The following is a 23759-nucleotide window of genomic DNA, read 5'->3' as shown; positions in this document are numbered from 1 at the left end:
TGATAGCGATTCTCATTTAAACCAGCCAGCCATCCCGTCATCTCCATCTCACACAACGGAGAGCGGCAGCCAGCCATTTGCGCTTTCGTCAGGAATTCGACCTCATTGAGGCGAATTCGACCAGGCGCATTTCTGACGGGATTTCCATGCTCAATCACACGCCGCTGGCGACAGCGCTGGCGCTCGCTTTTGCCGTTCCTTATGCGACGCCTGCGCTCGCGCAAAGCGCGTCACAACCGGCCGCCTCCAGCGCGCCGCAGAACGCACAAACCAACGCACAAAACAACGCACAGAACTACGCACAGAACTACGCACCAGCCGCCGCGCAGACGCTGCCGACCATCGGCGTGCAGGCTCAGACCGTTCAACAGGACTTCCAGGCCGAGCGCGCGAGCGTCGGTGCGAAGACCCCGACCGCGCTGCGCGACATTCCGCAGACCGTCACCGTGATCAATCGCGACCTGCTCGCTTCGCAGGGCGCGACGTCGTTTACGGACGCGCTGCGCAACGCACCCGGCGTGACCATCGGCGCGGCCGAGGGCGGCCAGATCGGCAACAACATCAACCTGCGCGGCTTCACCGCGCAGAACGACATCTATCTGGACGGCTTTCGCGACCGCAACCAGTACTACCGCGACACGTTCGATCTCGAAGCGCTGGAGGTGCTATATGGTCCGTCGTCGATGCTGTTCGGCCGCGGCTCGACGGGCGGCGTGATCAATCAGGTCAGCAAGAAGGCGAACCTGACGGACTCGGCGGAAGTCTCCGGCATGATCGGCACCAACGACCGCTACCGCTCCACCGTCGACGTGAACCACAAGCTCACCGACACCTCGGCGATCCGCCTGAACGCGTTCGGCCAGAGCCTCGGCTCGACGCGCGACGTGATGAAGAACAAGGATTTCGGCGTCGCGCCGGAGCTGCGCTTCGGTATCGGCACGCCTACCGAGATCACGCTGTCGGCGCTGATCCAGCGCAACAACGACATGCCCGACTACGGCATCCAGGCGCTGAACGGCCGCCCGTCGCCGGTGCCGAAAAACACGTTCTACGGTTTGACCAGCGACCGCACGATCCAGAACGTGCAGATCCTCACCGGGGCGATCAAGCACAAGTTCTCCGACGACCTGACGCTGACGAACCAGACGCAGATCTCGCACTCGATGACCGACGCGCGCGAAACCGCGCCGCAAGCGGTGCTGACCGGACCGCTGTCGTCGAGCACTGCGCTGAGCAACGGCAACTTCACGACGCTGCCGCCGTCGGCCCTGTTCATCAAGCTGCAGAGCCATGACCGCGTGATCCAGAATCACGCGATCTACAACGACACGATGGTCGAATACAAATTCGACACCGGGCCGGTCAGGCACGACGTGATTGCCGGTGTCGAAGTGGGCCACGACAGCTATACGAACCAGGCATATACGCGCAACAACCTGCCGATCGTGCCGATGCTCAATCCGCCGATCATCGGCACGCCGTCGAACGTGACGACGGCGGTCGGCAACTACGCCGATTCGAGCGCGAACGAAATCGCCGCCTACCTGAACGACACGATCACGCTGACGCCGCACTGGAAGCTGATCGGCGGTCTGCGCTGGGATCGCTTCTCGGCCGAGATCCACAACACCGTCAGCGCGCCGGCTTTCGCGAGCCAGATCAACTACTTCACGAGCGTGCGCACGGGCCTCATCTATCAGCCGACCGACTGGCAGTCGTACTACGTGTCGTACGGCACGTCGTTCAACCCGTCGCTCGAAAACCTGACGGTCACGAACCTCACGCAGAACCTCGCACCGGAATCGACGAAGTCGTATGAAGTCGGCGGCAAGTGGGATCTGTTCGGCGGCAACATCTCGCTGACCTCGGCATTGTTCCGCGAGGAGAAGGACAACGCGCGCACCCAGGTCTCGCCGACCGAATACGAGCTGGCCGGCGACATTCGCGTCGACGGCTTCCAGGCGAGCGTGACCGGGCACATCACCGACAAGTGGCAGATTTTCGGCGGCTACACGTACATGGACGCGAAGATCCTGAAAGCGGCCGACGGCACGCAGGGTCACACGCCGGCCAACACCCCGCGCAACACGCTGACGTTCTGGACCACCTACGCGATCACGCCGCACTGGGAAATCGGCGGCGGTCCGATCTATATGTCGTCGCGTTATGCATCGAATACGAACTACGTGAAGGTGCCGGGCTACACGCGTTGGGACGCGACCGCGGCCTATCACGCGAAGAAGTACGACGTGCGCCTGAACCTGCTGAACCTGACCAACAAGTACTACTACGACGCGTTGATTCCGTCGGACGGCGGCCGTTCGGTGCCGGGCATCGGCCGTACGTTGCTCGCGACGTTCGATTACCGCTTCTGATGGCCGCTTTTGCGACGCACTGGGCGCATCCGTTAGGCTTGCCGCTTTGCAAATGGCAAGCCGACTCGAAGGACACACTATGCTGCTGCACATTCCGAAGGTACTGGACGCCGGGCAATTGCGCTTCGTGCGCGAGCGGCTCGATCGAGCCGGCGACGCGTGGGTCGATGGCCGCGCGACCGCGGGCTATCAGGGCGCGCCGGTCAAGCGCAATCAGCAGATCGCCGAGCACTCTTCGATTGCGCGCGAACTCGGCGACGTGATTGTCGCGGCGATCGAGCGCAATCCGCTGTTCATCAGCGCGGTGCTGCCGAACCAGGTGTATCCGCCGCTGTTCAACCGCTACGAGGGCGGCATGCGGTTCGGCAGCCACGTCGACGGCGCGGTGCGCGTGCTGCCGAACGGCGTGAAGCTGCGCACCGACGTGTCGGTGACGCTGTTTCTCAGCGCGCCCGACGAATACGACGGCGGCGAACTCGTGATCGAAGACACCTACGGCGTGCAGCAGGTAAAGCTGCCGGCCGGCGACATGATCGTTTATCCGGCGACGAGTCTGCATCAGGTGACGCCCGTCACGCGCGGCGCGCGCGTGGCGAGCTTCTTCTGGGTGCAGAGTCTCGTGCGCAGCGACACGCATCGCGCGCTGCTGTTCGACATGGACACCGCGATTCAACGGCTCAATGCAACCCATGCCGACGAGGCTGCGCGACGCAGCCTCGTCGGTTGTTATCACAATCTGCTGCGTACCTGGAGTGAAACGTGAGCGAATCGGACACCCTCGACATGCAACCGCCGGCGGCCGGCCAACATGGCGCGCACGAACCGCGTCGGCTCGATGGCGATGAACTGAAGGCGCGCCAGCAGCGCTCGCGTCGCGCGACTTTCATCAAGTGGCTGCGCAACGTGCATGGCTGGGTTGGATTGTGGGGCGCGGCGCTCGGTCTGCTGTTCGGCACGACGGGCTTCTTCCTGAACCATCGCGGCGGTCCGCTGCGTGTGTCGACCGGCGAACCGCAGGTCTCGGTGATGCAGGTGCCGCTGCCGCAACCGGCACCGGAAACCCCGCGCGAACTCGCGAAGTGGCTCAAGCAGGAGCTGAAGGTCGCCGGCAATCCGGGGCGTGTGCAGAAGGAATCCGAGCATCCGGTGGCATGGGGCGATCGCAGCGTCGTGCAGCCCGAGCACTGGCAGCTGAATTTCGCGTCGCCGAAAGAAAATACCTCGGCCGAATACTGGGTGGGCAATAACACCGTGACGGTCAAGCGCAGCGCGAACACCTTTCTCGCGATGCTGACGAACATGCATAAGGGCGTGGGCTTGAGCATCGGCTGGGTGCTGCTGATCGATACGCTCGCGGGCAGTCTGATCCTGCTGTCGCTGACGGGCGTGCTGTTGTGGACCGAGTTGAACAAGCGCAAGACGGTGGGGCTCGTGCTCGTGGCGGGTTCGATTGCGGCGGCGGTGGCGTTGGGGACGATGTAAGGGCGCAGCGCAACGCCCTGGACGAAGCCTGCGCGCTGGCGGGCAGGCTTGGAGCGGTACGCGCTAGAATCGTCGCTGACCTACTTCGCTGGCTCTGCCGCCATTCGCCGATGACCTCTCCCGCGAACCCCGTCGACACCGCGCTGACGACGCGACGCGCGGTGCGCGCCTTTCTGCCGACGCCGGTGCAGCGCGCCGACATCGAAGCCATTCTCGAAGCCGCCAGCTACGCGCCGTCCGGCACCAACACGCAGCCGTGGAAGGTGTACGTGCTGACGGGCGAATCGCTCGCGCGTCTGTCGCGCGATCTGCTCGCGGCCTACGACGATCCGCAGCGCGACCAGCTGTGCCAGGAGGAGTACGCGTACTACCCGCGCCAATGGCAGTCGCCGTACATCGACCGGCGCCGCAAGATCGGCTGGGATATGTACGGCCTGCTCGGCATCGAGAAGGGCGACAGGGCGCGCATGCACGAACAGCACTCGCGCAACTTCCGTTTCTTCGACGCACCCGTCGGCCTGCTGTTCACGATCGATCGCAGCCTCGAGCGCGGCAGCTGGCTCGACTACGGCATGTTCCTGCAGGCGATCATGACCGCAGCGCGCGGACGCGGCCTCGACACCTGTCCGCAGGCCGCGTTCATGCAGTTTCATCGGCTGATTGCCGAACATCTCGGCCTGCCCGAGAACGAGCAGTTCGTGTGCGGCATGTCGCTCGGCTTCGCCGACCCCAACGCGCTGGTCAATACGCTGCGCCCCGAGCGCGAGCCGGTCGAGCGCTTCACGCGCTTTCTCGATTGACCGCAGACCTCAGTCCCCACCCAGAGGCAAACGAAAATGAAAACATCGCGCCGCCATTTCCTGCTGGTCAGCGCGGGCGTCGGCTCGTCGCTCGCGCTGTCTCGCGTCGCGTTCGCCGCGACCGTTCCCAATGCGCTGAGCGAGAGCGATCCGCAGGCGCAGAAGGTCGGCTATACCGAAGATGCGTCGAAGGTCGACAAGGCAAAATTCCCGAACTTCGCGGCCGGGCAATCGTGCGCGAACTGCTCGCTGTTTCAGGGCAAGGCGTCGGATGCGTACGGCGGCTGCACGCTGTTCGGCGCCAAACAGGTCGCGTCGCGCGGCTGGTGCAGCGCGTACACGAATATGTAAGCACGCCGGCGCATCGTTCTCGGCTGCTACAGCAGCGCCTTTAACACGAGCTCGTGCGAGTGCCCGATCCACACGGCGGCGTCGCGATGATCGCGCAGCGCGTCGCCGGTATTCGGATGCAGAAAGACATCGAGCGCGCCGTGATTGAGCGTGAGCCAGCTGACCACGTCGGCGAACTGTTGGTGCGCGAACGCGAGCTGATACGACCACATCGGATGCGGGCCGACCGGCCGTTCATGGAAGCGCCCGATCTGCAGTTTGTCGCCCCAATGCGCGTCGATCTGCTCGCGAAACGCCCACGCGGCGTCGCGGCTCGCCGCGTCGAAATAAATGTGCGCGTGCCAGCTTTGTATTGCTGAAGCATCGCGAAAGTTCATATCAGAGTTCATTGCCAGGCTCGTTCCGTATCAGTCTTTATCCGACATTCATTCTGCTTCGTTTTCCGCCGGCGCGCGCGCTGCAACGCGCATGTGAAACTGTGTCTGATCCTCGCCGACGATCGCGAAGCCAAGACGATCGTACAGCCGTTTGGCGGGATTGCCCTTGAGCACCTGCAAGCTGACCGGCAGCGCTTCGGCCGCGGCGGCGCGCAGGATCGTGCGCAGCACCTGCTCGCCGATACCGCGGCCTTGTAGCGCCGGCGCGATCTGCAACTGCGCGACGAACCATTCGTCGTCGTTGCGATGCGCCTTCAACAGGCCCGCGGGCGCGCCGTCGATGCAGATCACACTGCGCGGCGTCGTAGCGATGCCGCAGGCGCGCGCGATGGGCGTTTTCGTCGGTCGGCTCGCCGGCGCGCGCCAGGTGTTCGGTCATCGTCGCCTTGCGCAGTTCGAGCAGGAAGGGTTCGTCGTCGGGTTGCGCGGGGCGCAAGGTCAACCCGGATCGTTGGTCGGGCAGTTGGGCGGTCATGTCGGCAAGGTGGTAGCGCGCGATCGGGCACGCGATGATCATGCGAAGCGCGAGTAAGAATTGTCGTCGATTGTCGCGTCCGCTGCGCTTTTATTACCACGCGGCTATGTTGCGGTCTTCCCACTTTGCGATGCGGTCATCGTTGCCGGTGCCCGTGAGTGCCTGTGTCGCTATCGGCGTTGGGTGGCATGCGCTTTGCTCTAACGTCTGGCTCCATCGCGGCCACGCTATCCGCACCCCTGTACGAACAGACAAAACGGGCCTCGCGATGCTGCGAGCGTCAGATGATTTTCCGGGGACGTTCGCGTCATACGGCGAACGTCGTAATCAACGTTGCGAGGTGTGCTATGGCGATGATCGAGGCGGTACCCAGCGTCTCGGCAGATGGACGGGCGGTGATTTTCCAGCTTTCGTCGCGGGGACGAGACCTTGAATGCGCGGTCACGCGCGAGGCGCTCGAACAGCACTTCTGGCTGCAACGCGGCGCGGGTGAGGCGCGCATTCTGAAGACGTTCGCGGATGGGCGCCAACGCATTACCGCGATCGCCGAACGAAAAATGCTCGCGCGTCCCGGTGAGAAGGTCTTGCTGACGATCGACGATTTCTCTACACGCGGTTGACGTGCGTGGCGCGGCGGGCCGAAAAGCCCGTTGTTACATCGATTCGCCAAATTAAGCCGCCAATGTCCCTCGCTTCGCGCAATTGCATTCGCGGGTGCGCGCCTACACTCTTTTCCATGGAGCGACAAATCACCGAACTCCATCGATGCGACTTCCCCTCGTGTCGGATTTGAACCGTACCGTTGATGAAGTAGTCCGCAGTTCGCAGTTCGCAGTTGACGCAATATGAAGCGCGCAATGCATCGAACACGCGCGCGAAGCAAAAGGGGTAGCGGCCAGCAGTAGGAAATAACGAGGACCGGCCCACATGCAGTGGTATTTGGAAGTGAATTGAATCGATAGTTCGAAACTTGCTGTCGAGCGGTAGAAATTGCCGTTGCAGTACACGTAAGCAATAGCTTTGCAGGTTAGGTGGTTATAGGTTTGCAGGCACTCCACGCGCCTGCTCGACTGTTCCATCCTGTCAGCCCTGTTCCCTCGCGGAACAGGGCTTTTTTTCGTCGCAACGAAACGCGCTGCTTGTTTCCGGCGGCTTCGAACCGATATGGGGACAGTGTGTTCTTCGATACGTCGAAGAACCGGCACGTCGCAGAGCGTGAACTGTCGGGCGCGAAATGCGTCGGACGTTCGAGCGCGGCGTTTGCCGCCGTCGCGTGCCGAAGTCCGGGCGCGCTGCCGAAAGAAGGAGGTTGAATCGATGTCTAGCAAATCGCGAGTTCGCAAGCCCGGCCGCACGGCCATGTCCCCCTTGTTGCGTTCCCTCACGCAGAGCCGCACCGCGCACGCGCCGGTCACTCAGACCATGCTGTTGCAGGCCTACGCCGCGCTCGATGCCTTTCGCCGCGGCCACGGCGCACGCATGCTGCACACGACGCTGAGCCGGCATCTGCTGGTGTCGCAGGAACTGACCCGCGCCGGACTGGGCGCCGACGCGCTCGCGGACATCGAAAGCGCGCATGCGGCGATGGTGCGGCTCGACATGCGCGAGCGCAGGACCGGCCGCTGGTCGCTCGAAGACGACGACTACGCACGTCTGTGCACGGCGCTCGCGATCTTCGACGGACAACTGTCGGCCGCGTCGCTGAGCGAGCTGGCGAGCGCGGAAGCGAAAATGATCGAAGGTCTGATGCGCTCCGCGCGGCTGAGAGCGCTGGCGGAAGCGCCAGTTTGAGCGTCCCGCAACATGCAAAACGCCCCTATAGGGGCGCTTTTCACATTCGGCGCGGACGTAAATTGATTCCGGAGAATGCTTGAATGCGGCATCGACGTGTCGCGCGCGGCCGGCTGATGCGCGCCGCGTGGCTCGTTACGAGTGTCCGTAGAAGTCCCGCCGGGCGCGTTTGCCGCTGAGATTCCCGCTTGCTAGACTGGCTGCGCCTGATTGCCACCTATCTGCCTGCCTACCTGCTATGGCACCGAGGCCGGGCGTCGCTGACGTCGTTGCGATGCCGACCCGCGCATACAACCGAGCCCTGTCGGAGACCCCATGTCCTACATGCTGCTGATCGTCGAACCCACGGACCAACGCGAGGAGCGCGGCGAAGCCGCCGGTCGCGACCTCTATGACCAGATGGTGCGGTTCTCCGAGAACCTGAAGGCGCGCGGCAAGCTGCTCGCGGTCGAATCGCTGACTTCGCAGAAGGACGCCGTGCGCGTGCAGGTCCGCAATGGCCAGTCGAAGCTCGTCGACGGGCCGTTCGCCGAGGCGAAGGAGATGATCGGCGGCTTCTTTCTGCTGAACTGCGACAGCCGCGAGGAGGCCGTGGCGATCGCGCAAACCTGTCCGGCGGCGGCGTGGTGCACGGTCGAGGTGCGCAAGCTCGGCCCGTGCTTCATCTAGCCACGGGTGGCTCTCACGTCATCCGCTTCGTGTTTTCCCTGGGATGCCGGGACCGCCGCGGGTGTCGATCTGACCTTGCATCGCGCGTCGTGTGAGTAAGGGGCTAGCCGGCGTGGCCTCTCCAAGCGATTCACGCGAATCCACTCACCACGAACCACTAACAACAAGGAGCAACGACATGCGATTCATGATCATCGTAAAAGCCACGGCCGCGAGCGAAGCCGGCGAGATGCCCGAACCGTCGCTGATCGCCGCGATGGGCGCCTACCACGAAGAACTCTCGAAGGCCGGCGTCCTGCTCGACGCAACCGGCCTGCAGCCGAGCTCGAAAGGCTGGCGCGTGCGCTATAGCGGCGGCAAACGGAGCGTCGTGGACGGGCCGTTCGCGGAGACCAAAGAGCTGATTGCTGGCTACACGTTGATCCAGGTGCGCTCGCGCGACGAGGCGATGGAATGGGCGCGGCGTTTCCCGGCCCCGTTCGGTGAGCACGCCGATGGCGAAATCGAAGTGCGGCAGCTGTTCGAGATCGACGACTTCGAGCCGGGACCGGAAGTCGAGCGCTTTCGCAAGCTCGAAGAAGATCACCGCTGAGGTGAAGGCTGACGCCGTGACGATACAGGCCACCCATCGTGCGATCGACGCTGTCTGGCGGATCGAATCCGCGAAGGTCATCGCTCACGTCGCGCGGATCGTGCGGGACGTGGGGCTCGCCGAGGAACTCGCGCAGGACGCGCTGGTGGCCGCGCTCGAGCATTGGCCGAACGCGGGCGTGCCCGACAACCCCGGAGCCTGGCTGATGACGGCCGCGAAAAACCGCGCGCTCGATCGCTTGCGCCAGGAAGCGCTGCATGCGCGCAAGCGCGAGGAGCTCGGCCACGATCTCGACGCGATCGAGGCGCACGTGGTGCCCGATTTCGTCGATGCGCTCGATGCCGCGCGCGCCGACGACATCGGCGACGATTTGCTGCGGCTCATCTTCACCGCGTGCCATCCGGTGCTGTCGACCGATGCGCGCGTCGCGCTGACGCTGCGCCTGCTCGGCGGCCTCACCACCGACGAAATCGCGCGCGCGTTTCTCGTGCCGGAGCCGACCATCGCGCAGCGGATCGTGCGCGCGAAGCGCACGCTGTCGGCGGCGCGCGTGCCGTTCGAGGTGCCGCAGGCGGACGCGCGCGCGGCGAGGCTCGCGTCGGTGCTGCAGGTGATCTACCTGATTTTCAACGAAGGGTATTCGGCTACTGCCGGCGACGACTGGATGCGCCCGGCGCTATGCGAGGAGGCGCTGCGGCTCGGGCGCGTGTTGAGCGGACTCGTCGCCGACGAAAGCGAGGTCCACGGTCTGGTTGCGCTAATGGAGATCCAGGCGTCGCGCACGCATGCGCGCACCGATGCGCAGGGGCGGCCGGTGCTGTTGCTCGATCAGGATCGCAGCCGCTGGGACCCGCTGCTGATTCGCCGCGGCCTCGCGGCGTTGGACAGCGCGCATGCACTCGGCGGCGCAAGCGGGCCGTATGCGTTGCAGGCGGCGCTCGCCGCGTGTCATGCGCGGGCACGCCGCGCCGAGGACACCGACTGGGCGCAGATCGTCGCGCTCTACGATGCTTTGGCGCAGGTCGCGCCATCGCCGGTCGTGGAGTTGAATCGCGCGGTCGCGGTGGGGATGGCGTTCGGGCCGGCGGCCGGACTCGAGATCGTCGATGCGCTCGCGGCTGGTTCGGCGCTCGAGAATTATCACTGGCTGCCGAGCGTGCGCGGCGATCTGCTGGTCAAGCTCGGACGCATCGACGAAGCGCGCGATGAGTTCGAGCGCGCCGCGGCGATGACGCGCAATACGCGCGAGCGCGAGCTGTTGCTGGAGCGTGCGCGCGGGCTTGCGCATTGAGTTTTGGGCACCTCCGAGTGCCGCCTCAACGAATCAGCTGCCGCACTCCCAACGCAACGATCAACCCGCCGCACACGCGATCGACCCACATCTTGCCGCGCCGATACACCGACGCGATCCGCGCATGCGACAACGCCAGCGCGACGAACCCGTACCAGCTGCTCGCGACGACGAACACCATGCCGAGCATTGCGGCAAACGTGCCGGTGCTCACATGCGCGGGTGCGGCCGACGAAAACACCGCGGCAAAAAACGCCATCGACTTCGGATTCGCGATGTTGGTCGCGAAACCCTGCGCGAACGCCTGCCTGAAGCCACCCGCCGGTGCTTTGACGAGCACCGCCTGCCTTGCCGCCGACGCATTGAAGATCAGCCGCCCGCCGAACCACAGCAGATAACAGGCGCCCACGATCCTGACCACGAGCGCGAGCCACGGGAACGCCGCGAACACGATGCCGACGCCGAGAATCGCGCAACTTGCCCAGAACAGATTGACGAGCACGATGCCGGCGACCATCGCGAGCGCTTCGATGCGCGTCGCCGAAGCGGCCTTATGCGCGACCGCGACGAAGTTCGGGCCCGGACTCACGACGCCCGCGATATACACGGAAAACACGCCGACCACGGCGGACCCATCGATCACGACACACTCCCTGTTGAAAAGCTCCGGCTCGAAGAAGGCAAGCGATGTACCTCGCTCATAGCCCGAAAAACGCCGCGCCTGCGGTCAGGACGCCTGCTCCCGCGACGAGGTACGACACATTGCGCAGCCAGTTCTTGCGCGTGAGCAGCGTGATCGCGCACAGCGCAATCGCGACCTGAATCAGCAGCGTCGCCTGAGCCCAGCGATGATGGCCGTGCAGCAGCGTTTCGCTGCGCGTGTCGGCGGCGACGACCTGTTTTTCGATCGCTTCGGCGTTCGCGCGGATCGGCTCCTTCTGCTGCTTGTATTTCTCGACGTCGGCGACGAATTTCGCGTGCGCGTCGGTATTGGGCGCCGACAGCGCCGCGCCGAGTTCGGCGAGGTTCTCCTTCTCGCCCTTCGCCTGGTAGTAGCTCCACTGGTTCGACGCTTCGGTCTTCTTGATCGCGGCTTCGTTCTTGAAGAACAGCGCGAGGTTTTCGGCGTTGCCGCTCTGGTACGCACACAGCGCGCCGATCGTCGCGAGGATCGCGGTCATCACGGCCATCCGGCTCGCGAACGGATCGGCGTCGTGATGCCCGGCGTGGCCGGCGTGTTCGACGGCGTGGTCGTGCGGACCGTGCACTTCATATTCATCAGACATCAGATTCTCCGAGGCAATGCTTTTGTCGTTCTCGCCGGGCGGCGCGGGCGCCCGGCGGCCTCAATCTTAGCGTGTTGCGGGCGGCCTGAGGCCGCGGCTTCAATGCAGTGTCGCCGCCAGCGGGTTGCGCAGACCTGTGTCGGAGGTTGGTTATTGCATAAGGATCACGACGCGCCCGCGCGTGCCGGCGGCGACCGCGTCGTAGGCTTCGCGCGCGCGGGCGAGCGGAAATTCCTGTGCGATCGCCGGGCCGCTCAGCTTGCCGCTGTCGAAGCCCTCGACGAGCGACGTCATCAGCGGCGCTGATTGCGCGACGCCGAGCTTCGCGCTGTCGACACCGAGCAATTGCGTCTCGTTGTGATAGAAATCGATCAGATCGAACTCGACCCGGCGCTTGCCGGTCGCGCTGATTTCGAGCACGCGGCCGCGCCGCTTCGCGAGACTCAGCGCGGTCTCGAACGCGACACCGCCTACCGTGTCGTAGACGACTTCCGCGCCCGCGCCGCCGGTCAGCTCGCGCACACGTTCGGCCGCGTGTTCGTCGAACGGCACGTAGGCGTCGATCAGGCGGCCCGCGGGCGTGGCCGGATCGAGCGGCCGGCGGTCGACGGCGATCACGCGCGCGCCGCGTGCCTTCGCGATCTGCGCGACCGCGCCGCCGACACCGCCGCCCGCGCCAAGCACCGCGACAGTCTCGCCGGCCTGCAAGCTTGCGTATTCGACGGTGCCGAGCCACGCGACCACGAAGTTCACGCCGATTGCCGCCGCCTCGACATGGCTCAACGCAACGGGCTTGCGTGACAGCGCCGCGACCGGAATGCCGAGGTTCTCGGCGTGCGTGCCGTCGCGCGTGAAGCCGATGTCGCCGCCGGTGCCCCACACTTCGGCGTCACGCCACGCGGCCGGGCCATCCACCACCACGCCGCTGAAGTCGCGCCCCGGTATGCGCGGCAGCACCGTATGTTCGAAACGGCCGGCCACGTTCTTCACGTCGCTCGGATTGACCGAGGCCGCCATGACCCGCACGACCGCATGCTCCGCGTCGGCCTGCGGCGTCGGCAGATCGACGTATTCGAGCACTTCGGGGTTGCCGAAAGATTTGAACTGGATCGCTTTCATCGTGCGTGGCTCCGGTTGGTCTTGCGCCGCGTTGCGCAGCGAATGCTCCGTAGTCTAGGTGACGAACGCGCAGCGGGTACGCGAACACCCAGGCCCTAACCCGCCTGACCCGCCTCGCCGGCTTTCGGCGCCTGAGCATGCCGCTGATGATCGGCGGCCAGAAACATGTACATCGCCGGCACGACGAACAACGTGAACAGCGTGCCGATCGACATCCCCGTGAAAATCACGAGCCCCATCGCGTTGCGGCCCGCCGCGCCCGCGCCCGACGCGATCACGAGCGGCACCACGCCGAGCACCATCGCGGCGGTCGTCATCAGGATCGGACGCAGCCGCACGCCGGCGGCTTCCTCGACCGCTTCGCGCTTGCCGCGGCCCGCGCGCTGCAATTCGTTGGCGAACTGCACGATCAGAATGCCGTGCTTGCTGACGAGTCCCATCAGCGTGACGAGACCGACCTGCGTGTAGATGTTCAGCGTAGTCAGGCCGATGTTGATGAAGATCAGCGCGCCGAACAGCGCCATCGGTACCGAGATCAGGATCACGATCGGATCGCGGAAGCTCTCGAATTGCGCCGCGAGCGCGAGGAACACGATGATCGTCGCAAGCAGCAGCGTAATGACGAAGCCACCCGACTCCTGCACGAACTGGCGCGACGCTCCCGAGTAATCGGCCGAATATCCGGCCGGCGCGACCTGTGCGGTCGCCTTGCGCAGAAAATCGAGCACCTGGCCTTGCGACACGCCCGGCACGATCACGCCGGAGATCGTCGCCGAGTTCAACTGCTGGAAGTGATTGATCGATTCGGGCACGACGCTGTGCTTGATATGCGCGACCGTCGAGGCCGGAATCACGCTGCCGTCCGGCGTGCGCAGATAGTAGTCGAGCACCTGCGACGGATTGAGCCGATCGGTCTGCAGCACCTGCGGAATCACCTTGTACGAACGCCCCGCGATCGAGAAATAGTTGACGTAGCCGCCGCCCAGCGCCGAACCGAGTGCCTGTCCGACGTCGCTTTGCGATAGCCCGAGCGAGGCCACCTTGTCGCGATCGACGACGAGCACCGCTTCCGGCTTGTCGATTTTCAGGTCGGTATCGACGAAGAAGAACATGCCGCTCGCGCGCGCTTTTTCGAGCACCGCTTGCGATACCTCGTTGAGGTTTTGGAACGGCTCGGTCGTGCTGATTACGAACTGCACCGGCAAGCCCTGCGAGCCCGGCAGCGGGGGAAACTGGAACGCTGCGACGCGTGCGCCCGCGATCTGATTCCACTTCTGCTGCAATTCCTCCTGCAGTACGGTCGCGTTTTTGCCGCGCTGATCCCAGGTCTTGAACAGCACCCCGCCAATGCCCTGATTGATGGTCGGCGAACCCGTCAGCTGGAACATCTGCGAGTACTCGGGCAGCGATTTCGAGGCATCGAACACCTGGTCCGCATAGGTCTGCATCTGCTGGATCGTCGCGTTCGGCGGCCCGATGATCTGCGACAGCACGACGCCCTGATCTTCCTGCGGCGCGAGTTCCGACTTGGAGGTCATGAACAGATACACGGTGCCGCACAGCAGCAGCGCGCCCATCACCACGAACACGGGCCAGGTATCGAGCGTCGCATGCAACAGCCGGCCATAGCCGCGATGCACGCGCTCGAACTGACGGTCGACGAAACGCGCGAAACGCCCCGATTCCTGCTCGGCGCGAAAGAAGCGCGAACACATCATCGGCGACAACGTGAGCGCAATTACGCCCGATACCGTCACCGCACCCGCGAGCGTGAACGCGAATTCGGTGAAGAGCGCGCCCGTCAGCCCGCCCTGGAAGCCGATCGGCGCATACACGGCGATCAGCACGACGGTCATCGCGACGATCGGGCCGCCGAGTTCGCGCGCGGCGATCAGCGCCGCGTCGAACGGCGTCTTGCCTTCGTGCTTCATATGCCGATCGACGTTCTCGACGACGATGATCGCGTCGTCCACGACGAGCCCGATCGCGAGCACGAGCGCGAGCAGCGTCAGCAGATTGATCGAATAGCCGAGCGCCTGCATCACGAAGAACGTGCCGATCAGCGACAGCGGCATCGCGATCAACGGCACGATCACCGCGCGGAAACTGCCGAGAAACAGGAAGATCACGATGGTGACGATCACGAGCGCTTCGACGAGCGTCTTGATCACTTCCCTGATCGCGGTGTTCACGAAGTCGGTCGCGTCATACACGATGTCGCCCGTCATACCGGTCGGGAACTGCCTCTGCAGATCGGGGAACACGGTTTTCACCCGCTTGGCCACATCGAGAATGTTCGCGTCCGGCGCGACCTTGATACCGATGAACACGGAGCGCTTGCCGCTGAACGCGACGTTGAAGTCGTAGCTGTCGGCGCCGAGCACGACGTTCGCGACATCCTCCAGGCGCACGATCGAGCCGCTCTTCTGCTTGACGACGAGTTGCTTGAAATCGTCGACGGTATGCAGGTCCGTGCCCGCTTCGAGGTCGACGCTGACCATCTGCCCCTTCGTCGTGCCGAGCGTCGCGAGATAGTTGTTGTTGCCGAGCGCGGTGAACACGTCGCTCGCGCTGACGCCGTGCGCGGCGAGCCGCGCCGAATCCAGCCACGCGCGCATCGCGAACTGCCGGCCGCCGAGCACTTCGGCGGTCTGCACGCCCTGGATCGAGTCGAGCTTCGGCTTGACCACGCGCAACAGGTAGTCGGTGACGTTGTTGCTCGGCAGCACGCTGCTGTAGAAGCCCATGTACATCGCGTCGGTGGTCTGCCCGGTCTGAACCGTCAGCACCGGCTGCTGCGCCTGCGGCGGCAACTGGTTGCGCACCGAGCCGATCTGCGTGTTGATCTCGGTCAGCGCGCGGTTCGCGTCGTAATTCAAACGCAGCGTCGCGACGATAGTCGACACGCCCGTGATGCTCGTCGACGACATATAGTCGATGCCCTGCGCCTGCGCGATCGCCGCTTCGAGCGGCTGGGTAATGAAGCCGGCGATGGTGTCCGGGTTCGCGCCATAGTAGGCCGTCGTGATCGTGACGACCGCGTTCTCGGTCTGCGGATACTGGCTGACCTTCAGCACCGCGAGCGCGCGCAGCCCGAGCACGAGGATCAGCAGGCTCACGACCGAAGCGAGTACCGGCCGGCGGATGAAGATGTCCGTGAACATGACCGGGCGGCCTCGCTTATTGTTCCTGCGGCGTCGGATTCGGACTGTCCGACGGCTGGACGCGGTTGTCGATGATCAGCGGCGTGCCATTCTTCAGCTTGAGCTGGCCGCTCGTCACGACCTGCGTGCCGTCGTCGACGCCCTTCAGAATTGCCACCTGGTCGCCGCGCGTCGGGCCCGGCGTCACGAACACCTGCTGCGCGACGGGCAGCGTCTTGCCCTGCGCGTTGGGCTGCGTGCCGGGCTTCACGATGAACACGGTCGCGCCATACGGGTTGTAGGTGATCGCCGTTTGCGGCAGCGTTAAGTGGCGCTCCTCGGCGCCCGAGTCGATCTTCACGTTCGCGTACATGCCGGGCAGCAGCTTGCGCTCGCGATTGTCGACGCTCGCCTCGATCTGCACGTTGCGCGTCGCGCTGTCGACTTTGGGGCTCATCGACTGGATCTTGCCGGTGAAGCTTCGTCCGCTGTACGCGTTGGTATCTACGCTGACGGTCGCGCCGATCGCGAGCTGGCCGAGCTGCTGTTGCGGTACCGAGAAGTCGGCGTAGATCGGATCGATGGCTTGCAGCGTGACGATCGTATCGCCCGGATTCAGGTATTGCCCCGGATTGATCGTCGTGATGCCGAGGCGCCCCGCAAACGGCGCGCGAATCGTCTTCTTGTCGACGAGCGCCTGCTGCTGCGCGACCTGCGCCTTCTTGCCCTTGAGGTCCGCCGCGTCGGCGTCGAGCTGCGCTTTCGCGATCGCCTTGATGTCGTACTGCGCGCGGTCGCGCTCGTAGACCGTCTGCGCGAGGTCGGCCGCGGCCTGCAGCGATTGCAGCAGCGCGACGTCGCTGTCGTCATTGAGTCGCACGAGGATCTGCCCGGCTTTCGCTTCCTGCCCCGACACGAACGCGACCTGGCGCACGAGGCCGGCGACTTCGGTCGTCACGTCGACGCCGCGCACCGCGCGCAGGCTGCCGACCGCCGCGAGCTGCGGCTGCCACGACTGATAGTGGACCACCACCGCCGACACCGTCGCGGGCGGCGTGGTGTTGGCCGCCATGAACTTCGCGAACATGTGCGCGCGGAACAGGTTGAAGCCGACCAGCCCAGCGAGCAGCAGGCCGACGCAGATCAACATGATCACCATGCGCTTCGTCATCGGTTTTCTTTCGGCCATCGTGATGTCCTTGCTCGGCTTGGGGCGAGGGCTGAGGGTTGTGTCAGGGCACGGTCAATGTGGCGTTGCGGCGGCGGGCGCGGCGGCCGACTCGGGCGCCGCGCCATTCCACCAGCCGCCGCCGAGCGCCTGGAACAGCGCGGCCGTGTCGGCGTAACGCGCGGCCTGCGCCTGCGCGAGACTCACCACTGTCTGCTGATACTGGCGTTGCGCGTCGAGCAGCGCGAGGTAGCTCACGCCGCCGACGCGATACTGCCCGCGCGTCAGTTCGAGCGAATCGCTCGCGGCGCGCGACGCGTCGGTCTGCGCCTTGAGGCCGGTCGCATCGTGTTCGAGCGCACGCAGCGTGTCCGCGACGTTCTGGAACGCAAGCAGCACCGTCTCGCGGTATTGCGCGCCGGCCTGCTCGTAGGCGGCCTCGGCCGCGCGCTTCTGCGCGCTCAGCTGGCCACCGTGAAAGACCGGTTGCAGCAAGCCCGCGCCGATGCTCCAGATCGTGCTGCCCGCCCTGAGCACTTGCGCGGGCGTCAGCGCCTCGGCGCCGTAGCTCGCGGACAACGTGATCTGCGGATACATCGCCGCGGTCGCGACGCCGACCTGCGCGCTCGCCTGATGCAGCGTGGCGTCGGCGGCGAGGATGTCGGGGCGCTGGCGCACCAGCGACGACGGCAGGCTCACGGGCAGCGTGTCGGGCAGCGAGAACATGTCGAGTGTGAATTCGGGCACGCCCGTGTCGCTCGGCAGTTTGCCGGCGAGCACCGCAAGCTGGTGGCGCGCCTGGTCGAGTTGCTGATAGAGCGGCGGCAGCGTCGCGCGGGTCTGCGCGAGCAGCGTTTCCTGCGCGAGTACGGCCGCGCGGCTCACGCCGCCGAGTGAGAGTTGCTGGTCGAGCACGTTCAGCTGCTGCTCTTCCTCGGTGGCGATCCGCTCGGTCGCGTCGATCTGTGCGCGCACCGACGCTTCCTTGACCGCCGCGGTCACGATGTTGGCCGATATCGTCAGATAGGCGGCCTGCAGCTGGAAGCGCTGATAGTCGATTTGCGCATGCAGCGCTTCGAGTTCGCGCCGCGCGCCGCCGAACACGTCGAGCTTGTACGAGACGTTGACCGACGCGTTGTAGAGATTGAATTCTTCGACGAGGCCGGGCTGACCGAACGCGATGCCGTTGATCTTTTCGCGCGTGGCGTTGAGTTGCGCGTCGACGCTCGGCAGCAAGGTGCCCCCCGCCTGCGCGATGTAGTTTTCGCGGGCCTGGCGCAACGCGGCCTGGGCCGCGGTCATGTTCGGACTATTGGCGATGGCCTCGCGGATCAGCGCGTCGAGCGGCTCGCAATGAAACAGCGTCCACCACGCGGCGGGAATGTCCTGCTCCGGCGCGAAACGCTGCGGCAGGCCGGCGGGGCCGGGCGCGGAGGCGGTCTGGTCGGGCAGTGGCGTGGGGGTGAAAGTGTTCGTGGCCGGCGCGGGCGGCGCGTGGTAGTCGGGGCCGACCATGCAGCCGGCCAGCGCGATGCAACTGCACAGCGCAACGTAGAGGCGCCGCCAGACAATACGCTGACTCACGTCGATCATCGATCTACCTTGTACGCCAGGGGCGGGTGGACCGGACGAAGATGTTCAGGGCACCCGAACGTTCTTGGAGTTGTCTTGCCGACGCTGGAATTTACCACGCACGGCGCGAGCCGCGTTTGGCCTCGCGTTCGCTAACCGCCGAAGGCGGATACGAGATCACGTAGGAGGGCGGTGATAACGGCTGGAGCTCCGCGCTGTCTGCGGCGGTGCTCGCCTGGTGGCCGGCGAACCGGAATCCTTGTTTGGCCAGGTTCCAGGAGTTGGCATGAACGGACCGCCGGCGCGGTCATTCACGCACCAGCCGCCGAACTCTCCGCCGCCGCCTCATCCCCCGGATAGCGCTGCGCGTCCCTCTTGATACGCCGGCGAATCAGGATCGTCCACAGCGTCAGCGACACGTACACACCATAACGCAGCGCAGTGGATGCAAGCGCCGAGCGCGGGTCGTTCGGCCAATGCAGCACGATCGCGCTTCGCACGATGTTCTCGCCGATCATGCCGATCCCCCACACGAGTGTCATCAAGCGAATATAGCTGGCGAGCATCGGACGATCGCGCCAATGTCGCTCGAACACTTCCACGCTGCGATGATCTTCGCGCGACATCGTCGAGCGCGCCAGATAGAACACCATCGGCTTGCGCAGCGTGAGCGACGCGAGAAACGTGATGCCGATAAAGCCCGACACCATAGGATCTTCGATCAACAGCAGACGCGCGTCGCCGAACACGAGGCTCGTGACGAGCGCTGGCAGCACGCCAGCGAGCACGAGTGCGCTCAGCGCGTCGAAATGCCGGTAACGCAGCAGATCCACCGTCATCCATGCGATCAGCGGCAACGCCGACGCGGCGAGCGCGCCCGTCTGCCCCCAGTGCGGAAACGCGAGCCGGTAGACAAGCAAGGGCAGCGCGAGATTGACGAGCAATGCGCTCAGGTAGCGCAGACGGGATTTCATCGGCTCGGCTGTAACGGCATGGACGGAGGCACGCGCGGCACATGCTGGTGCGCTGTGACAATCGCGCTTCGGCAGCGGCGCACGAACGTATGGAGCCAGTGTAGGGCGAAGTTGCGCGCGTTGCCGGGGTTGGCGGCGCGCAGCGAAAGGCTGGCGCAAGCGCGCCGCGTGCGGGGAATCGGCGGCGCGCCGATGCGATCGCCTGGTTTTACCGGGCCTCGTCCGCCGCTCGCCGCTGCGCGATCAGATCGGCAAGCCGCTCGACCTGCTGCCCTTGCGCATCGAAATTGCCCGCGTCCAGCCACCGCTGATAACACGAACGCAATGCCGGCCATTCGCTGTCGATGATCGAAAACCACGCCGTGTCGCGATTGCGCTCGCGATAGACGATCGCCTGCCGGAAGATCCCCTCGAACGTGAACCCGTAGCGCAGCGCAGCCTTCCGCGACGGCTCGTTCAGCGAATCGCATTTCCATTCGAAACGGCGGTAACCGAGCTTGTCGAACACTTCGCCGAGCAGCAGGTACATGGCATCAGTTGCGATGCGCGTGCGCTTGAGCCGCGGCGAGTACGTGACGTGGCCGACTTCGATCACGCCGTTGGCCGGATCGATCCGCATCAGCGACAGCGTGCCGACGGGCTTGCCCGTCGCGAGGTCGATCACCGCGTAGTGCAGCGGATCTTTCGATGCCGCCATTCGCGTCAGGTGCTCGCGATAGGCCGCGAGGCTGACGAACGGGCCGACCGTCAGATAGGTCCAGTCGCGGCCGTCGGTGGCCGAGCGGTACGCGTCGAACAGGTCGGCCGCGTGGCGCTCGACGTCGACGGCTTCGAGCCGGCAATAGCGGCCGCTCAGCGGCTCGCGGCCCGGCGGCTGCGCGCCGTGCCAGCCGGGCATGGGCGCGCCGATCGGCTGGCCGTAGGCGTTACGTGTGGGTTCCATGTCCTTTCTCCTGGTCGTCGATGCAGGAACGATACGGCAAACGTGGTATGTTCAAAAGATCCACGACACGCTTATTCGATAGGTCCAGCCGCCATGATCGAAATTATCGGACCGCTCGTCCATGCGAACGACGTTTCCGCCGCGAGCGGCGCCAGCGGGGCCACTCGGCCCGCGCCGCTGCAAAAGCAGCTGATCGAACGTCTGCAGCAGGCGATTCACGCTGGCCGTCTGCCGGCCGGGTCGTTGCTGCCGTCGTCGCGGCTGCTCGCCGCCGAAATGGGCGTGTCGCGCAACACCGTCGTGATCGCTTACGAACATCTCGCCGCGGTCGGCTACGTCATCGCTGATCGTCAGGGCACGCGCGTGAGTCCGCTGTCGAGCCCCGCCGCGCGCGGCGAGCGGGCGACGGCGCCGGCCGCGCCGGAGGTCGTGTACGCGACGCGCGTCGAGCAGTTCGCGGCGACGCACAAGCACGCCGACAACAGCTATGCGCTGACCCCCGGCACGCCCGCGCTCGACCGCTTCCCGCTGGCCGCGTGGCGGCGCGCGCTCGAACGTGCGATGGAGCGCGCCTTACCGCACGCGCTCGGCTACGGCACGCCGGCCGGCGAAGCGGCGTTGCGCGACGCGATCGCCGCGCATCTGCGGATGGCGCGCGGCGTGCGCTGCGACGGCTCGCAGGTCGTGATCACCGAGGGCGCGCAGGAGGCGCTGAACCTGTGCGTGCGGCTACTGACCAATCCCGGCGATATCGCATGGACCGAGGACCCCGGCTACCGCGGCGCGAAGGCCGCTTTCAACGCGGGCGATTTGCGCTTGCTGCCGATTCCCGTCGATGCCGAAGGCATGGCCGTGCCGGCCGACGCGTGGCGCACGCATCCGCCGAAGCTGATCTACACGTCGCCCGCGCATCAGTATCCGACCGGCGCGGTGTTGTCGGTGGCGCGGCGGCTCGAACTGATTGCAGAGGCGCGGCGTTGCGGCGCGTGGCTGATCGAGGACGATTACGACGGCGAGGTGCGCCACACCGGCGAGCCGATCGCGAGCATGCAGGGCCTCGTCGACGAGGCGCCCGTGCTGTACGTCGGCTCGTTCAGCAAGACGATGTTTCCGGCGCTGCGCATCGGCTTCGTCGTGCTGCCTCGGGCGATCGCCGCGCATGCCGCTGTTGCGCTGCAAGAGATGCTGCGCGGCGGGCACCGGCTGGAGCAACTGGCGCTTGCGCATTTCCTCGAAAGCGGCGAATTCGGGCGGCATCTCGGGCGGATGCGGCGGCTGTACCGCGAGCGCCAGCAGGCGCTGCGCGACGCGCTGGCCGAGCATTTTCCGGCGGCGACGATTCTTGGCGGCGATTGCGGGATGCATCTGACGCTGCGGCTGCCCGCGTCGCTCGACGATCGCGCGCTGACGGCGCGGGCGCAGGCGTTGGGGCTCGGTCCGCGCGCGCTGTCGGGGTTCGCGATCGGGGCGTCGGAGCAGACCAACGGGCTCGTGATCGGGTATGGCAATACGGAGGCGGAGCGCTTGGGGCCGGCGGTGAAAGCGCTGGCGGAGCTGGTGCGTGAGATGCAGAGCGAGGCGCGACCGGCTGCGAAGCGCGCGGCAAAATCCGCCGGGAAACCCGCTGGAAAACCCGCCCGGTCCCGCAAAAAGCCCACCCCGCAACGTCGTACGCCGGCCACGCAGGATATGTAAGTTTTACGTTTGTCCGCCCGGACCATGTCGCGCTATCGTGTCGTATGCGCGGCGACTCCGCTCCGAAGTGCTGGGTCTGGCTGGGTCTGCCCGCATGTGCCGTGGTTGCTCGGCCCGCCGCGTCGCAGGTGTGGCGCCGGCGATGGGCACGAACAATGCATTGAGTGTGGTTTTCGATGACGATTTATCCGACCGGAGACGATATGAAGGAAATCGAACCGACCCCGTGGTTTGAGCTGGCCATCCATACGCCCGTACGCGAAGGCTGGTACGAGGTGCAGTTGGCGAGCGGGGACACGGCGTTTGCGAAATTTGGCGATGGCGTATGGACCGAAAAGCCGTTGCTCGTGTTCACGCATTGGCGCGGCCTATCCGCCGATCCGTCGAAAGCCGCGGACGGCGCGGCCGAGTCGGTCAGCGCCGAGGCCACCGCGGCGCAGGGTGTGCGCGCCGCCTGGAACGCGTTCTTCCCGGGACTCGGCGAAGAGCAGCACAAGCCGCACAATGTGGTGCCGAACGGCAAGGCGCCGCATCATTGAGCGGCCATTGAAGTTCGCTTGAAGTCTGGTCGGGCGGCGGCTCGTGGGCTGCCGCCCGGCAGTTCGATTCGCCCGCCCATCGCTCCACACTGCGGCTGCGCACTGCGCGCATCGCATTTCTTCCGCCCCGCTACAATCTCCGCGTTCGATCTCGAGACCTTCCGCGCGCAAAAAATCGACGTGCCGATGCTGGCCGGCTGCATCACGTGGATGGACTGCAAGGTGATTCCGGATGACAGCCAGCGGCATGATCTGATCATCGGAGAAGTGGTCGCCGCGTATGCGGATAGCCGCGTGTATTCGCACAACCGCTGGCATTTCGGTGACGATCCCGACCTGCGCACGTGCCATTACGTGGCAGGCGGCACTTTCTTCGCGACGGGCGATGCGTTCGAGGTGGCGCCCGTCGCGGCCTTCGCGCAGTGATCGCGCTTAGGTGTTCGGTGCGGTTTCGCCTTCGGCGAATGCCTTGAGCGCGTCGCCCGCGAGACGGTAACGCACCCATTCGCTTTGCGGATTCGCGCCGATCGACTTGTAGAAGCCGATGGCCGGCTCGTTCCAGTCGAGCACGCTCCATTCGAAGCGGCCGCAGCCCGTTTCGCAGGCGATTTGCGCGAGATGGCGCAGCATCTGTTTGCCTGCGCCGCTGCCACGCGACGCGGGCGACACGTACAGGTCTTCCAGATAAAGCCCTTGCTTGCCGAGCCACGTCGAATACGAAAAGAAGTACACGCAAAAACCGACGGGCGCACCGTTCATTTCGCAGATCAGCGCTTTCGCGGGCGCGCCCTCGGAAAACAGGCTTTTCTCGATGTCTTTGATACCGGCGACGACTTCGTGCTCGGCTTTCTCGTAGATCGCAAGTTCGGTGATGAAGCGCAGGATCAGGGGGGCGTCGGAGGCGGTGGCGGGGCGGATGTGGATCGTCAAGGTCTGGTGCTCGGTGAGTTCGGTGGTGATTCCGGTCCGGCTGGCGGTACGCACGCGCCAAATGCGCCGGCCTCGGAACAGACTCACATCGTAGCAAAGAGCCAAAGGCCCCGCCGTGAAAGGACGA

22 protein-coding genes and 2 pseudogenes are annotated in these 23759 nt (G+C 65.3%); 13 read left to right on the top strand and 11 right to left on the bottom strand.

What is annotated here, in order from left to right; translation table 11 throughout:
* The first annotated feature begins 146 nt into the window (after positions 1-146).
* The 5 genes from AB3X94_RS04450 (at position 147) to AB3X94_RS04430 (ending at position 5008) form a co-directional block, all read left to right on the top strand.
* Positions 147-2375 (top strand): TonB-dependent receptor, encoded by a 2229-nt coding sequence (locus AB3X94_RS04450; protein WP_368610870.1) that lies wholly within the window; start codon positions 147-149, stop codon positions 2373-2375.
* A gap of 79 nt (positions 2376-2454) precedes the next feature.
* Positions 2455-3138 (top strand): Fe2+-dependent dioxygenase, encoded by a 684-nt coding sequence (locus AB3X94_RS04445; protein ID WP_176107005.1) that lies wholly within the window; start codon positions 2455-2457, stop codon positions 3136-3138.
* On the top strand, positions 3135-3857 hold the full coding sequence (locus AB3X94_RS04440) for a PepSY-associated TM helix domain-containing protein (RefSeq protein WP_368610869.1): 723 nt from the start codon (positions 3135-3137) through the stop codon (positions 3855-3857). The genes AB3X94_RS04445 and AB3X94_RS04440 overlap by 4 nt, the downstream gene beginning before the upstream one ends.
* Before the next feature lie 110 nt (positions 3858-3967).
* Positions 3968-4657 carry a nitroreductase gene (locus AB3X94_RS04435; RefSeq protein WP_176107003.1) on the top strand — a complete coding sequence of 230 codons (690 nt, stop codon included), beginning with the start codon at positions 3968-3970 and terminating at the stop codon, positions 4655-4657.
* Positions 4658-4693: 36 nt separating this feature from the next.
* Complete coding sequence (locus tag AB3X94_RS04430) at positions 4694-5008, top strand: high-potential iron-sulfur protein (protein ID WP_176107002.1); 315 nt, start codon at positions 4694-4696, stop codon at positions 5006-5008.
* A gap of 26 nt (positions 5009-5034) precedes the next feature.
* Here the strand turns inward: AB3X94_RS04430 and AB3X94_RS04425 are convergent, their stop codons facing one another.
* Both AB3X94_RS04425 and AB3X94_RS04420 read right to left on the bottom strand, forming a co-directional pair.
* Entirely contained in the window at positions 5035-5385 is a 351-nt protein-coding gene (locus AB3X94_RS04425; RefSeq protein WP_176110502.1) for a DOPA 4,5-dioxygenase family protein, read from the bottom strand.
* Between the two features lie 48 nt (positions 5386-5433).
* Positions 5434-5920: pseudogene (locus tag AB3X94_RS04420) on the bottom strand (N-acetyltransferase family protein).
* Positions 5921-6267: 347 nt separating this feature from the next.
* On the opposite strand from AB3X94_RS04420, the gene AB3X94_RS04415 reads away from it, so the two are divergent.
* The 5 genes from AB3X94_RS04415 to AB3X94_RS04395 all read left to right on the top strand — a co-directional run bounded on the left by AB3X94_RS04415 (position 6268) and on the right by AB3X94_RS04395 (position 10263).
* Positions 6268-6540 (top strand): DUF1488 domain-containing protein, encoded by a 273-nt coding sequence (locus AB3X94_RS04415; RefSeq protein ID WP_176107001.1) that lies wholly within the window; start codon positions 6268-6270, stop codon positions 6538-6540.
* 697 nt (positions 6541-7237) lie between these two features.
* Entirely contained in the window at positions 7238-7711 is a 474-nt protein-coding gene (locus AB3X94_RS04410; RefSeq protein WP_176107000.1) for a hypothetical protein, read from the top strand.
* Positions 7712-8026: 315 nt separating this feature from the next.
* Positions 8027-8380, top strand: coding sequence for a YciI family protein (locus AB3X94_RS04405; RefSeq protein ID WP_176106999.1), 354 nt, complete (start codon positions 8027-8029; stop codon positions 8378-8380).
* 178 nt (positions 8381-8558) lie between these two features.
* Positions 8559-8972 carry a YciI family protein gene (locus tag AB3X94_RS04400; protein ID WP_176106998.1) on the top strand — a complete coding sequence of 138 codons (414 nt, stop codon included), beginning with the start codon at positions 8559-8561 and terminating at the stop codon, positions 8970-8972.
* Between the two features lie 16 nt (positions 8973-8988).
* Positions 8989-10263, top strand: coding sequence for an RNA polymerase sigma factor (locus tag AB3X94_RS04395; protein ID WP_368610868.1), 1275 nt, complete (start codon positions 8989-8991; stop codon positions 10261-10263).
* 25 nt (positions 10264-10288) lie between these two features.
* On the opposite strand, the gene AB3X94_RS04390 is transcribed toward AB3X94_RS04395, so the two are convergent.
* The 8 genes from AB3X94_RS04390 to AB3X94_RS04355 form a co-directional block, all read right to left on the bottom strand.
* Positions 10289-10906, bottom strand: a complete 618-nt coding sequence (locus AB3X94_RS04390) for a LysE family translocator (RefSeq protein ID WP_176106996.1) — start codon at positions 10904-10906, stop codon at positions 10289-10291.
* A gap of 55 nt (positions 10907-10961) precedes the next feature.
* Positions 10962-11549, bottom strand: a complete 588-nt coding sequence (locus AB3X94_RS04385; protein ID WP_176106995.1) for a DUF4337 domain-containing protein — start codon at positions 11547-11549, stop codon at positions 10962-10964.
* 150 nt (positions 11550-11699) lie between these two features.
* Positions 11700-12668, bottom strand: a complete 969-nt coding sequence (locus tag AB3X94_RS04380) for a zinc-binding alcohol dehydrogenase family protein (protein ID WP_368610867.1) — start codon at positions 12666-12668, stop codon at positions 11700-11702.
* Between the two features lie 95 nt (positions 12669-12763).
* Positions 12764-15832: an efflux RND transporter permease subunit gene (locus AB3X94_RS04375; protein ID WP_368610866.1), complete on the bottom strand. Its 3069-nt coding sequence runs from the start codon at positions 15830-15832 to the stop codon at positions 12764-12766.
* Between the two features lie 16 nt (positions 15833-15848).
* Positions 15849-17000, bottom strand: coding sequence for an efflux RND transporter periplasmic adaptor subunit (locus AB3X94_RS04370; RefSeq protein ID WP_176378731.1), 1152 nt, complete (start codon positions 16998-17000; stop codon positions 15849-15851).
* 54 nt (positions 17001-17054) lie between these two features.
* Complete coding sequence (locus tag AB3X94_RS04365; protein ID WP_368610865.1) at positions 17055-18572, bottom strand: efflux transporter outer membrane subunit; 1518 nt, start codon at positions 18570-18572, stop codon at positions 17055-17057.
* Between the two features lie 290 nt (positions 18573-18862).
* Positions 18863-19525, bottom strand: a complete 663-nt coding sequence (locus AB3X94_RS04360; RefSeq protein WP_368610864.1) for a VC0807 family protein — start codon at positions 19523-19525, stop codon at positions 18863-18865.
* A gap of 208 nt (positions 19526-19733) precedes the next feature.
* Complete coding sequence (locus AB3X94_RS04355) at positions 19734-20468, bottom strand: GNAT family N-acetyltransferase (RefSeq protein WP_368610863.1); 735 nt, start codon at positions 20466-20468, stop codon at positions 19734-19736.
* 93 nt (positions 20469-20561) lie between these two features.
* Here AB3X94_RS04355 and AB3X94_RS04350 point away from each other — a divergent pair, with 93 nt between their 5' ends.
* The 3 genes and pseudogenes from AB3X94_RS04350 to AB3X94_RS04340 all read left to right on the top strand — a co-directional run.
* Positions 20562-22163 carry a PLP-dependent aminotransferase family protein gene (locus AB3X94_RS04350; RefSeq protein ID WP_368610862.1) on the top strand — a complete coding sequence of 534 codons (1602 nt, stop codon included), beginning with the start codon at positions 20562-20564 and terminating at the stop codon, positions 22161-22163.
* Between the two features lie 203 nt (positions 22164-22366).
* A complete protein-coding gene (locus AB3X94_RS04345; RefSeq protein ID WP_176106988.1) occupies positions 22367-22702 on the top strand; it encodes a hypothetical protein in 336 nt (111 codons plus the stop codon).
* A 138-nt stretch (positions 22703-22840) separates the two neighbouring features.
* A pseudogene (locus AB3X94_RS04340) lies at positions 22841-23101 on the top strand (flavin reductase); the annotation flags it as partial.
* A 33-nt stretch (positions 23102-23134) separates the two neighbouring features.
* On the opposite strand, the gene AB3X94_RS04335 reads toward AB3X94_RS04340, so the two are convergent.
* Complete coding sequence (locus AB3X94_RS04335) at positions 23135-23632, bottom strand: GNAT family N-acetyltransferase (RefSeq protein ID WP_176110500.1); 498 nt, start codon at positions 23630-23632, stop codon at positions 23135-23137.
* Between the last annotated feature and the right edge of the window lie 127 nt (positions 23633-23759).

Origin of the sequence: Paraburkholderia sp. BR10923 (assembly GCF_040948765.1) — a bacterium.
Taxonomy (GTDB): Bacteria; Pseudomonadota; Gammaproteobacteria; order Burkholderiales; family Burkholderiaceae; genus Paraburkholderia; species Paraburkholderia youngii.
This window is presented reverse-complemented; position numbering and strand designations above follow the sequence as displayed.

Coding starts and splice junctions, on each gene's coding strand:
- AB3X94_RS04450 (WP_368610870.1), top strand. CDS start 147: ATGCTCAATCACACGCCGCTGGCGACAGCGCTGGCGCTCGCTTTTGCC.
- AB3X94_RS04445 (WP_176107005.1), top strand. CDS start 2,455: ATGCTGCTGCACATTCCGAAGGTACTGGACGCCGGGCAATTGCGCTTC.
- AB3X94_RS04435 (WP_176107003.1), top strand. CDS start 3,968: ATGACCTCTCCCGCGAACCCCGTCGACACCGCGCTGACGACGCGACGC.
- AB3X94_RS04430 (WP_176107002.1), top strand. CDS start 4,694: ATGAAAACATCGCGCCGCCATTTCCTGCTGGTCAGCGCGGGCGTCGGC.
- AB3X94_RS04425 (WP_176110502.1), bottom strand. CDS start 5,385: ATGAACTTTCGCGATGCTTCAGCAATACAAAGCTGGCACGCGCACATT.
- AB3X94_RS04415 (WP_176107001.1), top strand. CDS start 6,268: ATGGCGATGATCGAGGCGGTACCCAGCGTCTCGGCAGATGGACGGGCG.
- AB3X94_RS04410 (WP_176107000.1), top strand. CDS start 7,238: ATGTCTAGCAAATCGCGAGTTCGCAAGCCCGGCCGCACGGCCATGTCC.
- AB3X94_RS04405 (WP_176106999.1), top strand. CDS start 8,027: ATGTCCTACATGCTGCTGATCGTCGAACCCACGGACCAACGCGAGGAG.
- AB3X94_RS04400 (WP_176106998.1), top strand. CDS start 8,559: ATGCGATTCATGATCATCGTAAAAGCCACGGCCGCGAGCGAAGCCGGC.
- AB3X94_RS04385 (WP_176106995.1), bottom strand. CDS start 11,549: ATGTCTGATGAATATGAAGTGCACGGTCCGCACGACCACGCCGTCGAA.
- AB3X94_RS04380 (WP_368610867.1), bottom strand. CDS start 12,668: ATGAAAGCGATCCAGTTCAAATCTTTCGGCAACCCCGAAGTGCTCGAA.
- AB3X94_RS04375 (WP_368610866.1), bottom strand. CDS start 15,832: ATGTTCACGGACATCTTCATCCGCCGGCCGGTACTCGCTTCGGTCGTG.
- AB3X94_RS04370 (WP_176378731.1), bottom strand. CDS start 17,000: ATGGCCGAAAGAAAACCGATGACGAAGCGCATGGTGATCATGTTGATC.
- AB3X94_RS04365 (WP_368610865.1), bottom strand. CDS start 18,572: ATGATCGACGTGAGTCAGCGTATTGTCTGGCGGCGCCTCTACGTTGCG.
- AB3X94_RS04360 (WP_368610864.1), bottom strand. CDS start 19,525: ATGAAATCCCGTCTGCGCTACCTGAGCGCATTGCTCGTCAATCTCGCG.
- AB3X94_RS04355 (WP_368610863.1), bottom strand. CDS start 20,468: ATGGAACCCACACGTAACGCCTACGGCCAGCCGATCGGCGCGCCCATG.
- AB3X94_RS04350 (WP_368610862.1), top strand. CDS start 20,562: ATGATCGAAATTATCGGACCGCTCGTCCATGCGAACGACGTTTCCGCC.
- AB3X94_RS04345 (WP_176106988.1), top strand. CDS start 22,367: ATGAAGGAAATCGAACCGACCCCGTGGTTTGAGCTGGCCATCCATACG.